The sequence below is a fragment of the Halogeometricum borinquense DSM 11551 genome (assembly GCF_000172995.2).
GTDB classification, from domain to species: domain Archaea; phylum Halobacteriota; class Halobacteria; order Halobacteriales; family Haloferacaceae; genus Halogeometricum; species Halogeometricum borinquense.
In genome coordinates, this window is sequence record NC_014736.1 from 173,240 (window position 1) to 187,408 (window position 14,169).

Below are 14,169 nucleotides of genomic sequence, written 5' to 3' on the forward strand. Positions count from 1 at the left end.
TCGCTGACAACACTCCCTTGTCGTTGCGATTCGATATGAACGCCCTCCAAACTAACACATCAGTAGTGTATACCGGAACAGATAACGGTACGCTGTACGCTGTCGATAGTCGTTCGGGAACCTCCAGATGGTCGTTTACAGCGCCATCCGGAGCGATCCACTCCGCTCCAACAGTAATGGATGGTACGGTCTACGTCGGTGCAGGCGACGGAACGCTGTACGCTGTCGAAGCGACAGCCGGAACGCGTGCGTGGACGTTCTCCAAGCCAAGCGAACCAATCGTCTCGTCGCCGACCGTGTCGGGAAGTGCTGTGTATTTCGGTGCGGATGACGGCGTGCTGTATGCAGTTGATACAGAGAGCGGCGACCGAATCTGGACGTTCGACGAACCAACAGGCAAGGTGTCTTCGTCACCGACCGTTTCTGACGGAACTGTCTTTGTCGGCGCAGACGATAAAACGCTGTACGCAGTTGATGCAGACACTGGTGACCAAGTCTGGACGTTCGAAAAGCCCGTCGGTCCGGTCTCGTCGTCGCCAACCGTTTCGCAGGGCATCGTTTACGTCGGGGCTGATGACCGGCGACTATACGCGGTTGACGCTGAGAGCGGCGAGCAAGTCTGGGTATCCGATGACCCGACTGGACCCGTATACTCGTCGCCGGAGGTAACTGATGGGACTGTTTTCGTTGGCTCGTGGGAGCGTCTGTTAGCTATCGACGCCGACACGGGGAACACAACGTGGACGGCCGACGTTCCGAGAACTGGAATCGACTCCTCACCAACGGTCGTCGAAGGGGTCGTGTATGTGGGAGTTCTCGACGGCACGCTGCGAGCGCTTTCCGCCGAAGATGGAACAGAGCACTGGTCGTTCACTGATCCCGCTGGCTTGATCGCATCTTCGCCGACCGTCTTGGAAGGAGTTGTCTACGTCGGAGCTACCGACGGATCGCTATACGCGGTCGAGTCAGCTTCTGGCGAACAACGGTGGGAGTTCACTGACCCCGACGCGGGTCTTTTTTCGTCTCCGACAGTCGTCTCATCCCTCGAAGCTGCAACTAGTGCGGGAAGCCGGGTAGATTTCGCGTACCAATGAAACGACGCGAACTGTTAGCGGCGTCCGGGACAGTGCTGACTGTGAGTGTGACTGGCTGTGCTGCGCCTCGAAGCGGCCAAGATGTGAGTTCTGGGAATTCAGCTTCCGGTACTCCAAACCGTTGGTCGATGTTCTTGCACGATAGTACGCACCAACGGGCGTTCACCAGCGAACGCGCCGTCGTAGCGCAACCATCGATTCGGTGGTCCTCGGAGACTGACGGTGCGGTGTGGTCGAGTCCGGTCGTTGCAGATGGGATGTTATACGTCGGGTGTTACGACGGGAATCTGTATGCGATGTCGAGCGAGACGGGTAACCTGCAGTGGCGATACCAAACAGGGGACCGGATTGATGGAAGTCCCGCAGTCGCAAACGGGATGGTCTACTTCGGCTCCTTCGATAGGAATATCTACGCGCTCGACGCGAAAACCGGCGAGGAACGGTGGATATACGGAACGCGTGGAATCGTCCGGAGTAGTCCGACTGTGAAGAATGGCGTCGTGTATATTGGTGCGCACTGTCGGACAGAGGAGTGTAACGCATACTACGATGTGCAGTGGCCTGAAACGGGCTATCTCTATGCATTCGACGCCGAGACTGGTCGTCTGCTGTGGCAACACGAAACGAACGATGGCGTGATCAGTTCGCCTGCGGTCCTTGATGGGACCGTGTACGTCGGTAGCTCTGATGCAACGCTGTACGCTCTCGACGCCGCTACGGGCGACATACTGTGGCGTTTCGACGCGGATGGCCCGATAATGAGTAGTCCGGTCCTTGACGATGGCCGCGTCCTCTTCGGCACCGTCTCGGGAGTGCTCTATTCAGTCCGTGCTAAGTCTGGCGACCTCCAGTGGTCCTTTGACTTGAATCGAAGCCGCGGCGGCGGTGTTGAACTGTCGCCGGTCATCACGTGCTCGCCTGTCGTCAGTGACGAGACGGTGTACGTGGGATCGATGGTCCCCGGTGACGAGATCATTGGGAAACTGTACGCTGTTTCCTCGGCTAACGGAACTCCGCGCTGGGCCGAGTCGAGGTTCGCACAGGCAATCGGGAGTAGTCCGGTCGTTGTGAACGATGTCGTCTGCTTCGGAGCCCATATCTTTGGCCCGTCTGCGAACGTTGAATCCGGGCTCTATGCTGTCGATAGCGACGGCAGTATCCAGTGGAGTATTACCTATGATGGAACCGAACACAACGGATTCGGGAGTAGTCCGGCTGTCGTCGGTACGACGCTGTATATCGGTAGCACGGAGAGTCACGTCCTCGCATTCGATCTGGCATGACCCGCGCGGGTCGTCTTTGCTGCCGTGTTTGTGGTTACCGATACGTCTCCTCTCTTGTGACGCAAGCCGCAGATATGTTCGTTAATTCTGGCTAACCGGGCGTCGTGAGAAATAAAAATCGGCTCAAAAGCCCGTTTAAACGGGAGTAACCCGACTAAATTGGGCTGGACGGCTATCCCCATTGAAGTACCGATAGGCCATTCGACGACCTGTATGTCACGACAGACTCTCCAAGCGCTCCTCGTAGCCAGTGTGGTTCTCCTCGCTGGCTGTGCGGGTGGGATCTCCGGTTCACCCGGATCCCCGACAACGAATTCCCCAACTACGGACGCGGATCAGACCACCTCCTCACCGACATCAACGTCGCCTGACGCAGGTACGGTCGCCTTCTACATCAGTGACGAAGAGAACGCAATCAGCGACTTCCAGCATCTCAACGTGACCGTTACGCGCGTCGGCTTCGAACGCGCGGGTACAGACGGTGGCGGCTGGGCCGAACGCGAGGTTGACAACGAGACAGTCGATCTGACGACGCTCCAAGGCGCGAACGCCACGCTCGTTAATCAGTACACCATCCAGAATGGCACCTACAGCAAGGTGTTCGTGCACGTCAGTAACGTGAACGCGACGCTCCAGAACGGTGAACAGGTACGCGTGAAGCTCCCGAGCGAGAAACTCCAACTCACGAACGATTTCACCGTCACCAGCGGCTCCGATGTGGACTTCGTCTTTGACATCACGGTCCACAAGGCTGGCAACAGCGGAAAGTACATTCTCAAGCCGGTCATCAGCGAATCCGGAACCGACGTTCCGATCAAACCGACCGGTAACGAAGAACGGCGTGAGGACCTGAAACTCCAGTTCGTCGGCAATCTCTCGCAGAGTGCGAACGCCACTGTTGAAGTCACCCGCGACGGAGAGGCGGTTGCGAACGCGACCGTCCTCGTCAACGAAGAGGATGTCGGCACGACCGATTCGAACGGCCGGGTTACGTTCGGTGTCCCTCGTGACGAGAACCTGAAAGTCACGGTCACGAAAGATGACCACCAGGCCGAACTCGAAGTGACGCTCGACCACGACAGCGAAACAGATAACCAAGCAGGTGAGAAAGCCGATGCGGAACTGAATGCAACGTTCGTCGGCACTGTCTCACAAGGCGAAAATGCGACGCTGAGCGTGACGCAGAACGGTAGTGCTGTCGAGAACGCGACGGTCGTCGTGAACGACGAGACTGTTGGAACCACCGATACGGATGGCAAACTCACAGTTGCAGTCCCCAACGCGGACACCCTGACGGTGGTTGCACAGGTTGACGATGCGGAGGTCGAACTCGAATACGAATTCGAGTCCGACGATAACAGCTAAGCGCCGCGTATCCTTCCGGCTATCTCTTTTTTCTACGCGGTCGGCAGTACGTCATGCGATACTGACCGCCGGTGACGGTACTGATAGAGCGTTTTCCAATTACCGCTGTAATTCTGTTTCAAATTCCGTCACGTTGCTCATATTTCTCATCCCCAGCCCCAAACCGTTTGATGCTGTCGTCCGTCTCTCTACATTATGGTCACTGCCTGCAAGTACCACGAACAAACGAAACATACTCCAGAACGCGTCCGAACTAACACGTTCTCGCTCGATTTCGAGAATAAACCGCGACCATACAAGATCTACGAGGACATCTCACAGATTTCGCTCGGGGAGTCACTCCAGTCACTCGACAAACCAGCGCTAGCTGCAATCGCCACTTCGTCACCTGAACCACGTCTGGATGCTGATCCGCCATCGCTCGACGCGCAGTCGCTCCAAACGCTCTGTCACTATGCGACAGGTGTGACCAAGACGTTGAAAAGGCGGGGCCGGAAAATGCGCTTTCGGGCCGCTGCCTGTACGGGAAAGCTCTACCACGTTGATCTCTATGCCGTCATCGGTGCTGTCGATGGTCTTGATCCCGGCGTCTACCATTTCGATCCGGATACCGAGTCGTTTGACGTGCTTCGGGTGGGTGATTATCGCGGTGTACTCGCACAGGCGACAGACGACTTCTCGGCGGTTGCGAACGCACCGATGACGTTCGTCGCTACCTCTCAGTGGTGGCGTAATGCGTGGAAGTATCGCAACCGAACCTACCGTCACGCGTTCTGGGATTCCGGGACGATTCTCGCTACTCTGCTGGCTGTCGCATCTGCTCTCGGCCACGAATCGTCGGTCGTCGCCGGTTTCGCGGACGAACCTGTGGTGCGTCTGCTCGGTATCGATCCGGAAGAAGAAGCGCCGCTCGAACTTGTGCCGGTCGGGTCCGGGAGTCCAGCACCGGACGCACAGGACATCGAACAGATCGACCCCGACGAAGTCCCGCTGTCGGATCATGTCGTTGCATACCCGCTCGTCTTTGACGCTTGGCGACAGAGCACACTTGGGGATAATGAGGCCGTCCGTGCGTGGCGTCAGCAGTTCACCGAGGTTGACGACCACGCGTTTGGGACACACGACCGGGGCGATGGCCGACTGGTCACACTTGACCCCGTTGACACTTCGACCGCGTCCAGTCGTCCAGTCACGACGACCATCGAACGTCGCGGATCGCTGCGTGAGTACAGTCATGACGCTATTAGCGACCGCAAAGTCGCCACGATTCTGGACCGGGCGCTCAGGGGCGTTCCAACCGATTGCGGCGAGGCCGCTTCACACCTCGTGGATTACTACTGCCTCGTTCACGCCGTCGAGGGTATCCCGAGCGGCGCGTACCAGTATCATCCCGAAGCAACCGTTCTCGAACGCCTCGGTGAAACCAGCCGGCAAACCGCTGGTCATCTCGCACTCGACCAAAGCGTCGTCGGCGAGGCCGCTGTAAACGTGTACATAATGGCGGATGTTGACTCCATCGTCGAGCAGGTCGGTAACCGTGGCTATCGACTGGCACAACTGCTGGGCGGTATCAGCCTTGGACGACTCTATCTTGCGACGTACGCTCATCGGACGCTGGGTGGACGCGGCTTCACGTTCTACGATGACCTAGTCTCCGAACATCTCTCGCCACGTGCAGCGAACCAGACTCCGATGACGCTTTTTGCGTTCGGAAAGCGAGTGGAATAGGTACTTCGTCGATGGTGAATGAGTATGAGTTGTTAACCTAGTTTCACCGGTGGAGGAAGCATTCTCCACCACCCAATACGAGATAGAAGACGACGTAGAGGGATGTAAGTCCACTCGCATAGAATCCGAGACCGAACACGGTTTCAGTGGTTAGGATACCGTTCACGAGACCGTAAGCGGCCCACCCGAAGACGATGAGGCTGAGTATCGAAAGCGGAGAGTGAAGCCTTCGGATATAGCCAGCATTCACCGATGTGTATCTTGGGGCGATTGCCAACGTATTCTCTAAGATACGAAAAATAACTCCAGCTACACTAGATTTCTGCATTCAAGCTATAATTTTACACTGTGACACCACTATCGTTGTAATCAATTGGTAGTTTTGATCCTCCTTTTTGGCATGTAAAATACTATCTCCAGTTGACCCAATACAGTACCTGTTTTTGAATTTGATCCAAAAATAACATGCTCTGTACAGCATCTTCCGAAAACGACGAGAGACGCGACCCTACGCGTTCACGGACAAAATAAAACAAGAACTGCGTTAGTCGTCGGCGGTCGATGCGATATTCTTGCGGAGGTCGTTCTCGATTGCTTCGAGAGAGCGACCTTTCGTCTCCGGAACGAGTGCGTAGGTGAAGACAAGGGCAACAAGGCTACACACACCGAAGACCCAGAACGTCGATGGCGTTCCGAGATTAGCGGTCATCACCGGGAACATGAGCGACACGAGGAGATTCGCGCCCCAGTTGGCGACGGTAACTATCCCCATTGCACTCCCGCGGACGGCAAGCGGGTAAATCTCGGAGATGAGGAGCCAGAAAACCGGTCCAAGTCCGATGGCGAAAAAGGCCACGAACAGCATGAGGCTGACCGTTGCGATGATACCGAGTCCACCCGAGAATCCTGGTAGGTAGAAGACGGCACCGAGGATTCCCAGTGTGACGACCATGCCGCCGACACCGGTGAGGAGGAGCGCCCGCCGACCGACGCGGTCGATGAGCGCGATTGCAACGATAGTCATCACGACGTTGATAACCCCGATGCCTACCGTTGCGAGGATCGACGTTGCATTTCCGAACTCGGTCGATTCGAGGATTGTCGGTGCGTAGTAGATGACGGCGTTGATGCCGGTCACCTGCTGGAAGACGGCGAGTCCGAGGCCCACTACGAGCGCCGGACGGAGCCACGGTTCGAGGAGGTCGCGCAATCCGGTATTCGATTGCTTCGAGACGGTTCCACGAATCTCCTCGAGTTCTTTTTCGACGTCGCCACTTCGCGTCTGCTGGAGGATAGCACGTGCTTCCGCTTCCTTACCGTGCTCGAAGAGCCAGCGCGGGCTCTCCGGCATTTTGAGGATTCCGATAGCGAGGATCACGGCAGGGACCATCCCTGCTCCGAGCATGGCTCGCCACGATTCGCTATCGGCGAGGGCGAAGTTCACGAAGTACGACGAGAGGATGCCCACAGTAACCATAAGCTGGTTCAACGACGTGAGCGCCCCGCGGATTTTGGGCGGTGCGATTTCCGAAATGTAGAGTGGGCCGACAATCGAGGCGAATCCGATTGCGACGCCGTCGATAAGTCGTCCAGCTACCAGTACCGGAACGTTTGGCGCAACCGCCATCGTGAGCGACCCGATGAAGAAGACGATTGCACTGATCAGGATGAGCCGTCGGCGACCCAGTCGGTCTGCGAGTTTTCCACCGACCGCAGCGCCAACTGCTGCACCCGCCATTGCACCGCTGACGACAATCCCCTCCACCAACGAGGACATCGTGAATTCATTTTCGATAAACAGGAATGCTCCCGAAATGATCCCTGTATCGAACCCGAACAATAGCCCGTTGAGAGCGGCCAACGCGGCGGTGACGTACACGAATCGACCACCACCTCCGCTCAGAATGTCCTGTATATTAGAGGTTGACATTATGGGACTCCATCCCAATAGTTACTACATTAGTTAAGAAATCTTTTGATTCATTATCAATGTATAATTGTGTGGATCTATCTCATTTTTTAATGAGAGTGAGTTATCACCAATCCTATTGTAAACACGACTAGCACTGATTACAAAATCTCATTTCACGAACCAGTATTGGTCTGTTGACAATAGAATCTTCGTGTTCGATAACGCCGTACGCAGACGTGTCGAATTCTCCCCTATATTGGTCTAGGGAGTGGATCATACTTTCATACAGGATTTCTAGAAATAGTAATGCTGATTTGTATTCTGAACTTTACTATCCCATTCTCAGATGATGTCTTTAGCGGTGATGGGACGTAATCAGGTTCCCCGGCAAAGAGTAGCTACTAGCAGTGAACCAGAATACAAACGACCAAACCACGTGTGAACAAATACACCGTACTGATGTCGGACAGTGTCGTGACTCGCGTTGCAACTTTGGTTGATGAATATCTCCTGATCTGGGTACTTCTCTCAGTCGGCGTCGGGCTGGCCGTCCCGTCAGTAGCAGTTCTTACGCCACTGTCGACGCCAATTCTGGCGGTTATGATCGGTGCGGTTTCACTAACACTTGCTCCCGAGCGATTTCGTCAACTTCGCAGTCCGGTTTTGCTCACGATTCTCGTCGTGCAGACTGGGATGCCCTTGCTTGCGTTTGCCATTGCCCGGACGTTTGGCCTTTCCCCTGCACTTACGGCCGGATTTGTGGTCCTTGGCGCAGTGACGCCCGAACTCGTGACGCCAACGATGACTGAACTCAGCGGGGGCGATACCGCCCTCGCAACGGTCATCCTTGTCGTTGTCGGCCTCGGTACACTCGTGTTCGTTCCTGGGGTCGTCACCGTTTTGCTGGGCGCATCGGTTTCGGTTGATCCACTGCTAATCGTCGAACAGTTGTTGCTCGCTGTGGTTCTCCCAATGAGTCTTGCGGTCGGGGTCCGATACCGGTGGTCAGACCGCATCGGACAGTATGACGACCTCTATCCGTCGGTGTCGGGACTCATGGTGATTCTCATCATCGGAATCGTCGCTGCAGCGAACGCATCGCTCGTTCGTAATGGCGGTGCAGTACTCCGCTTGGTCACGCTCGGCGCAGTCGTTCTCAATTGTACTGGTTACGCTACCGGGTGGCTCGTGGGTTGGAACTTCACTCGTGAAGAGCGTATCGCTGCGACGCTTTCGGTCGGGATGCGTGACTTCGCCGTGGCGGCCGCCCTGCTTGTCGGAGCGGGCTTTCCGACGGCGGCAACACTCCCAGCGGTCGTCTTCGGGATCATCGAAATGACGACGAGTGCGGGACTCGCAAAGTGGTTCAGTCGACCACGCTGAACGTTATACGCAACTTTCCTGCTCATCTGCCCACTCAAGGAGGGGATCGAGTTTCTCGCGGAGTTCATCACCCCTCTCGGTGAGTTCGTACTCGACACGAGGTGGAATCTCCGCGTACTGCTCTCGGGAAAGGTATCCCCTCTCGACAAGTTCATCTAGGCGGGTCGATAGCGTCGAACTGCTAACTTCTCCGAACGTCTCCGCTATCTCGCCATATCTGGCTGGTCCGATTGCTCCGACGACACAGATCACTTGCATCGCGTATCGGCGACTGAGCAGTTCCATCACTCCACCTAGCGGGCAGTAGCAGTTGGTCTCGGTAGTCTGTACATCTGGCGTGTCATCCGATGAGGCGGGTGTTTCTGCCATAGCTTTCAACGGCCGTACTTAGTCTAATACTTCGGACTTGACAGTATAAGTATTCCCGTATTCAAAGTAACGACGTATTATGGGTCAAAACGACTCGTCACGAGAGGTCGCGTGTGAGCTGACAGAAGAACAAGAGAAAGAGCGGAGCGAGGAAGTCCGCTCACGTCTCATCACCAACTACGTTGGGGTTGAGGAATCTGAAGATGGCCTGAAAATACGGTTCGAAGGGACTGAGGAGTCGCTCCTAGCGGCCGCTCGATTCATATCCTCGGAGTTGAAGTGTTGTGCGTTCGCCGAGTACGAGATAACGGTGTCGCCACCGTACGAGGAGACGGCTCTGACTATCACTGGCCCTGACGGGACGCGAGAGATGTTCCGAAACGGTCTAGTTGCTCGACTGGAGGCAAAGAAGCCGTAGGCGTACTTCTGTCCAGTTGAGTGCTCTGAGCGGGTGTTGATGGAGTAGGATCTGGAACCCTACAGCAGTAGTATGGTGTTCTCTTACGGCTCTACCTGCTGAATAATGCTGTGGCAGTTATTCTCTAGCACGGCAATTTATGGCTATAGCCAGCGTACAATCAGAACACCATGGTCCGGTGTTACCTCTGTGATGCGCAGTGTGCAACCGGTGGTGGGGTGTTCGTTTGCGAACACTGCGGGTGCTGTTGTCACCAGCACTGCATCGAAAACTACGAGGCGGATACCTGCCCGAAATGCGTGGGTGACCCCGTGATCGGCGCTCACGAATTGTGAGATTCAAGATCACGGCTTCGCCCGCAACTCCGGGTATGGACGCTCTGCCTGCGGTGTTCTCAGTTACATCTATCGCGTTCCGCGGGTCTGAAACCCGACTCGGAACTGTCTACGACGTGATGATCGAGGCGAGTTCCTCGCGGTCGAACAGTTCGCCCGAGAAGGTGTCTGGGAAGTATCCGGTCGCGTACCGCTCGACGAGGAACAGGTGATGCAGCGGGCCGGGATAGATCGGACCGCCGCGGAACACCTTCCCGTTCTTGACAGCCCGGAGTTCGGAGGCGACCTCGTGGTTTTTCATGAACTTGACAACCGTGTTCTCGAACTCCTCGCGCGTCTTCTGCTCGTGACCGCGCAGAAGGATCGAATCGGGATCGATCTCCAGAACCGTTTCGTAGTCGATCGTCCCTCGGTTGCTCTCTGAGAGGCCGTCGATGCCCGTCCCGGAGAGTGCGTCTGTGATACCGACGTCGTGGAACGCCTTCTTGTTCGTCCCCTTCCCGCTCAGGCGGGCTGGGTAGAACGTTTCCGGTTCGTTACTTCCTTGCCAGCAGAGGAGCGCGTTCGGCCGACTGTTTGGTCCCGGGAGTTTCGTCTGAATGTCCGTAATATACTGATCGTGGAAGGATTTGAGACGCGAGAATTTCTCTTGTTCTTGATGGACTTCCGCTACTTTTTCGAACGCATCGTACAGCGTGTAGTACCGGTAATCGTGCCATTTGTCCGTCCGCCTAAAGATGGTGTTTCCGAAGAATGGGGACACCTTCTCGCTGATCTCCTCGATATCCGCGGCGTCAAGGCCAAACGTGTTATTTTTGATGAGCCACTGGGGGTCGATCATGTGGAGATCGCTATCGAGGTCGTAGAATATCTCCTTGGAGATGCCGGCGTCGCCGACTAACTTGGTTAGCGACTCCTTGTCGATGCTGACCCCGTCGAGTTCAGTGTAATGGTTGGTGTGGTACCGCGAGGGAAGCCCCATGCTGTTAATCGTATCCCCGTGACCGAGCGCAACTGCCATGTCGGCGTAACCCGGGAAGTAGTGGGCGACCGATTCCGGTGGCTTCTCGAGTGTCACATCACCGGTCGGTGACATGCTCACCGTATAACTCGTGTCCTCCGGGGTGCTCGTCGCCGTTTTGCCCTGACTCGTGCTCGTCGATGTATTCGTCTCCGTGTTCCCCTCTCCCCCGGAACTGCTACAGCCGGCCAGACCGGCTGCCAGTGCGCTCGCGCCGACACCAATGAACTGCCTTCGGTTTATGTCCATACGGTTTAGGGTTGCCTAAATGTATATAAACCCGTCGAAGTTTAGGCAGACCAAATATAGACAAAGAGACACTTCAGAGGGATAACATTCAGTGGTTCGGGACTACAGCGAAACACGGAATCTGATCATGATTTCATCCGGATTGGTAATCTCGAAATCCCCTGTCGCCCGGCACGCCCCCCTCGAAGACGATGCTGACCTACTCTACGATAACTGCACCTTTCATCCCGAGCGGCCCATGTGGTTCGCAGGCGTACAGGTACGTACCGGGCTCGTCGAACGTATTCTCGAAGTGTACTCCTGGTTTATCCACGAGTTTCTCGGATTTAATGTCGGCATTCTTGAACACTACGTTATGGGGGGTTCCTTCGTCGGACCACTTCCACTCGACCGTCGTTCCGGCTGCTATCTTCAGGACCGGCGGATCGAAGGCGAAGTGTCCGCCGTTCCCCTCGGCACCGACGGTGACTGTGGCCGTGTTAGTCTCTGTCCTGTCGGCGATGTTCCCATCGAAGTTACTGCTATCGACGACCCACTTATCTACGGTTTCATTCCCAGTTGACGGTGGCTCTTTGACGATAATGGCACCTTTCATTCCGTCGTCACGGTGGGGTTCGGAAACAAAGCGATACTCGCCCGGTTCCTCGAAGATGTAGTGATAGGACGTTCCTCGCTGTGCGTTCGTCCGGCCACTGTCGAACGTCCCATCGAGAGAAACGACGTTGTGTTGTTCACCGTGACCCGTCCAATCCCAAGTGACAATCGTCATGGGCGCGATCTCGATTGCCGGCGGACTGAATGCTAGTTTTCCATCGACGAGTTTTCCGACTGCGATGGTCGGTCGTGATCCCGGGCCGTACCGCCTAATGTCGCCGTCGTATCCGTTTGCATTCGACAGCCATTCCTTTAATGACTCCGCTGGAGCCGATTCGGATGCCTCGGTGGTCGCTGGTTTACTAATGGCGTTGCCGATAGATTGATTGCGATTACTGCTGGTTGAACAGCCGGCGACAGCCACAATGCTAGCGAGAGCAGCGCTTTGCAGGTATTGTCTGCGTGTGGGGGACCGATTCATTGCAATTCCCTCATCGCGTATCTGAAAAACAACAACTACGACGGTTGCCAGATTCTGAAAATTGATGTCCACCCACTTATGTAGGGGATTTCACACTAAACAAAAGCGATTCGGTTTAGTCACGCTATCAGGATACGATTCCCTCGTTTATTCAGCAGTTGCGCTGTACTCGTTGAACTCGCCGATCAGGTTGAACACGGCTTGGAAGTTGTCTATCCAATTGATTGCTAAATATCTCTATTTTGTATCGATTGAACCGGGTTTTCACAGCAAATGACGACAACATCCTCTTGCTATCTTTTTACAAATATAACAATGCAGTAATGTAATTGGGATTTAGTTTCCTCATCAAATACATTTTTTACTGTCACTATTCCAACGTATACTGGAGCACAATGGTAAAAAGACGGTCAGTACTGAAAGGAATCGGTGTCTCGATTGGACTAATGGGTGTCGGTGGCGTTGGCTCTGCACGCGAGCGTACTGATAACGATGGTTCAGGTCCTCCCGGTACTGCCGGGGTTGCTAACGAAGAGCGACTTCCGATACACGCTGAGGGGAAACTGATCCACAAGATCACCCCGAATCCGGACTCAGAGGGAGAATACAGGTACGAGCGGACGTTCAAGAGTCCGGACCTCGCGGAACGATACGGGGACCCTACGTTCACGTACGAGACGATTTCGGTTCCCAAAGAGCAGGTACGTGAGGAGGTACGAAACGGGGAGAGATCAACGTACGTTCAGCGGACTCAGCAGGTTATCGGGACCGCTCAGGAGCAGCGGAACGCCGAACGCGAAATCTGGAATAAGAAACCCGAAGGCGGGGTCCAGCCTCAGCACATCCCTCCCCTCGATGGAAACGTTCCGCTGTATCATTACAAAAAGGAGTCGGACGCCGAGGACATGCAGAACCGCGGCGCACCGTTGAACGTCGCGTGGGAGACAGAAGACTCCCAGTCGATTAAGAATCATATGGAAAACGGTAACGGTGGCGGAAGGTGGCTTCCGGCCAGTCCCATCACGGCCATCATTCGCCAGAACCGGTACGTCAACCTCCCGGATGGCGGAACAAAAAGTAATGATACGCACGTCATGCGGTGGGTCCCTAACGCTCTCTGTACCACTAAGCAGTACCATATTCGCCTGTACGACGTGCCCTTCGACGACATCAAAGCAGTCGGTCAGGCCCATCGGGATCCCTGCGATCACGGGAAAATCCCGTTCCTCGATGCGAACTTCAAACTCGACAAAGCGAGAGAAGCCGTCGTCGGATTCTGGGGAGACGGACACTCCAACATCAACCACGAGAGTACCGATATCGGTAATACGAGTAACAAGTTTGGCTCACACAGCGGGACATGGGCGTACTTCGATGAAGACTAGCTACGGGTAGGGATCCAGACAGTAAATAACTATTTTTCCGCAGGGGTCTCACGGTCCTTCTCCGTAGAGAACGAGTAGTACTGTAAGAAAGAAGAAGGTGGACACCAAGAGGAGTGAAAACCCGATCCACCGTCTATTTGAGGGCTGTACGTACACGGCGTATCCCGCAACTACAGGGAGGGTAAAGTGTATGAGAATGTCGATGTACGAGGCCGAGTTAGGAAGTCCGCTCGGGTGAAGAGTTAGAACGGTGAGTACCACGGAAAGGACAGAGAGCCCAAGACTAAGGACTGTGAGCCGCGACTGGACTCCGACAGCCGCCGCAGTGAGTGCTGCGTATAGGAAGTAAGAAAGAAACCTTGCTCCCAGTACGAGAGCAACGATTTCTGGGTTTGTGAACTGCTTTGAGAACCACTCGAACATACTCCGATTATGTATTTATATAATCATATCTTTTCTGTACTTTGACTGCCGCTGACCGTGTAACTAGTTCACGGGGCGATTCGATGCTCCAGCGACTGACGCTGTGACAAGTTATTAATACACAATCGA

The 14,169-nt window shown here is 55.1% G+C and carries 13 protein-coding genes; 7 read left to right on the plus strand and 6 right to left on the minus strand.

Annotation, left to right across the window (positions count from 1 at the left end; genetic code table 11):
• The first annotated feature begins 35 nt into the window (after nucleotides 1-35).
• From HBOR_RS18085 to HBOR_RS18100, 4 genes are all read left to right on the plus strand, one after another.
• Nucleotides 36-1,094 (plus strand): outer membrane protein assembly factor BamB family protein, encoded by a 1,059-nt coding sequence (locus HBOR_RS18085; protein ID WP_144018730.1) that lies wholly within the window; start codon nucleotides 36-38, stop codon nucleotides 1,092-1,094.
• A gap of 128 nt (nucleotides 1,095-1,222) precedes the next feature.
• Nucleotides 1,223-2,377 carry an outer membrane protein assembly factor BamB family protein gene (locus HBOR_RS18090; protein WP_006053325.1) on the plus strand — a complete coding sequence of 385 codons (1,155 nt, stop codon included), beginning with the start codon at nucleotides 1,223-1,225 and terminating at the stop codon, nucleotides 2,375-2,377.
• A 213-nt stretch (nucleotides 2,378-2,590) separates the two neighbouring features.
• Nucleotides 2,591-3,742 carry a DUF4382 domain-containing protein gene (locus HBOR_RS18095; protein WP_006053326.1) on the plus strand — a complete coding sequence of 384 codons (1,152 nt, stop codon included), beginning with the start codon at nucleotides 2,591-2,593 and terminating at the stop codon, nucleotides 3,740-3,742.
• A 195-nt stretch (nucleotides 3,743-3,937) separates the two neighbouring features.
• Entirely contained in the window at nucleotides 3,938-5,470 is a 1,533-nt protein-coding gene (locus HBOR_RS18100; RefSeq protein ID WP_006053327.1) for a SagB family peptide dehydrogenase, read from the plus strand.
• 43 nt (nucleotides 5,471-5,513) lie between these two features.
• Here HBOR_RS18100 and HBOR_RS18105 read toward each other — a convergent pair whose 3' ends face one another.
• Together HBOR_RS18105 and HBOR_RS18110 are read right to left on the minus strand one after the other, a co-directional pair.
• Nucleotides 5,514-5,720 carry a nucleoside-diphosphate sugar epimerase gene (locus HBOR_RS18105; RefSeq protein WP_144018731.1) on the minus strand — a complete coding sequence of 69 codons (207 nt, stop codon included), beginning with the start codon at nucleotides 5,718-5,720 and terminating at the stop codon, nucleotides 5,514-5,516.
• 294 nt (nucleotides 5,721-6,014) lie between these two features.
• Complete coding sequence (locus HBOR_RS18110) at nucleotides 6,015-7,400, minus strand: sugar porter family MFS transporter (RefSeq protein ID WP_006053328.1); 1,386 nt, start codon at nucleotides 7,398-7,400, stop codon at nucleotides 6,015-6,017.
• A gap of 441 nt (nucleotides 7,401-7,841) precedes the next feature.
• Here HBOR_RS18110 and HBOR_RS18115 point away from each other — a divergent pair, with 441 nt between their 5' ends.
• The gene (locus HBOR_RS18115) at nucleotides 7,842-8,765 is read left to right on the plus strand and encodes a bile acid:sodium symporter family protein (protein WP_006053329.1); all 924 of its coding nucleotides are present in this window, start codon (nucleotides 7,842-7,844) and stop codon (nucleotides 8,763-8,765) included.
• A gap of 3 nt (nucleotides 8,766-8,768) precedes the next feature.
• Here HBOR_RS18115 and HBOR_RS18120 read toward each other — a convergent pair whose 3' ends face one another.
• Nucleotides 8,769-9,134 carry a winged helix-turn-helix transcriptional regulator gene (locus tag HBOR_RS18120; RefSeq protein WP_013446652.1) on the minus strand — a complete coding sequence of 122 codons (366 nt, stop codon included), beginning with the start codon at nucleotides 9,132-9,134 and terminating at the stop codon, nucleotides 8,769-8,771.
• Nucleotides 9,135-9,213: 79 nt separating this feature from the next.
• Here HBOR_RS18120 and HBOR_RS18125 point away from each other — a divergent pair, with 79 nt between their 5' ends.
• On the plus strand, nucleotides 9,214-9,552 hold the full coding sequence (locus HBOR_RS18125) for a hypothetical protein (protein WP_006053331.1): 339 nt from the start codon (nucleotides 9,214-9,216) through the stop codon (nucleotides 9,550-9,552).
• Nucleotides 9,553-9,996: 444 nt separating this feature from the next.
• On the opposite strand, the gene HBOR_RS18130 is transcribed toward HBOR_RS18125, so the two are convergent.
• Together HBOR_RS18130 and HBOR_RS18135 are read right to left on the minus strand one after the other, a co-directional pair.
• Nucleotides 9,997-11,157 carry an ABC transporter substrate-binding protein gene (locus HBOR_RS18130; protein WP_006053332.1) on the minus strand — a complete coding sequence of 387 codons (1,161 nt, stop codon included), beginning with the start codon at nucleotides 11,155-11,157 and terminating at the stop codon, nucleotides 9,997-9,999.
• A gap of 199 nt (nucleotides 11,158-11,356) precedes the next feature.
• Nucleotides 11,357-12,232, minus strand: a complete 876-nt coding sequence (locus HBOR_RS18135; protein ID WP_081457897.1) for a halocyanin domain-containing protein — start codon at nucleotides 12,230-12,232, stop codon at nucleotides 11,357-11,359.
• Nucleotides 12,233-12,627: 395 nt separating this feature from the next.
• Here HBOR_RS18135 and HBOR_RS18140 point away from each other — a divergent pair, with 395 nt between their 5' ends.
• Nucleotides 12,628-13,617 carry a hypothetical protein gene (locus HBOR_RS18140; protein ID WP_241432270.1) on the plus strand — a complete coding sequence of 330 codons (990 nt, stop codon included), beginning with the start codon at nucleotides 12,628-12,630 and terminating at the stop codon, nucleotides 13,615-13,617.
• Between the two features lie 48 nt (nucleotides 13,618-13,665).
• Here HBOR_RS18140 and HBOR_RS18145 read toward each other — a convergent pair whose 3' ends face one another.
• Nucleotides 13,666-14,040 (minus strand): hypothetical protein, encoded by a 375-nt coding sequence (locus HBOR_RS18145; protein WP_006053335.1) that lies wholly within the window; start codon nucleotides 14,038-14,040, stop codon nucleotides 13,666-13,668.
• Nucleotides 14,041-14,169: the final 129 nt, after the last annotated feature.

Bases quoted from the DNA above. Each gene is read 5' to 3' on its own strand.
- HBOR_RS18085 (WP_144018730.1), top strand. From the start codon at position 36: ATGAACGCCCTCCAAACTAACACATCAGTAGTGTATACCGGAACAGAT.
- HBOR_RS18090 (WP_006053325.1), top strand. From the start codon at position 1,223: ATGTTCTTGCACGATAGTACGCACCAACGGGCGTTCACCAGCGAACGC.
- HBOR_RS18095 (WP_006053326.1), top strand. From the start codon at position 2,591: ATGTCACGACAGACTCTCCAAGCGCTCCTCGTAGCCAGTGTGGTTCTC.
- HBOR_RS18100 (WP_006053327.1), top strand. From the start codon at position 3,938: ATGGTCACTGCCTGCAAGTACCACGAACAAACGAAACATACTCCAGAA.
- HBOR_RS18110 (WP_006053328.1), bottom strand. From the start codon at position 7,400: ATGTCAACCTCTAATATACAGGACATTCTGAGCGGAGGTGGTGGTCGA.
- HBOR_RS18115 (WP_006053329.1), top strand. From the start codon at position 7,842: ATGTCGGACAGTGTCGTGACTCGCGTTGCAACTTTGGTTGATGAATAT.
- HBOR_RS18120 (WP_013446652.1), bottom strand. From the start codon at position 9,134: ATGGCAGAAACACCCGCCTCATCGGATGACACGCCAGATGTACAGACT.
- HBOR_RS18125 (WP_006053331.1), top strand. From the start codon at position 9,214: ATGGGTCAAAACGACTCGTCACGAGAGGTCGCGTGTGAGCTGACAGAA.
- HBOR_RS18130 (WP_006053332.1), bottom strand. From the start codon at position 11,157: ATGGACATAAACCGAAGGCAGTTCATTGGTGTCGGCGCGAGCGCACTG.
- HBOR_RS18135 (WP_081457897.1), bottom strand. From the start codon at position 12,232: ATGAATCGGTCCCCCACACGCAGACAATACCTGCAAAGCGCTGCTCTC.
- HBOR_RS18140 (WP_241432270.1), top strand. From the start codon at position 12,628: ATGGTAAAAAGACGGTCAGTACTGAAAGGAATCGGTGTCTCGATTGGA.
- HBOR_RS18145 (WP_006053335.1), bottom strand. From the start codon at position 14,040: ATGTTCGAGTGGTTCTCAAAGCAGTTCACAAACCCAGAAATCGTTGCT.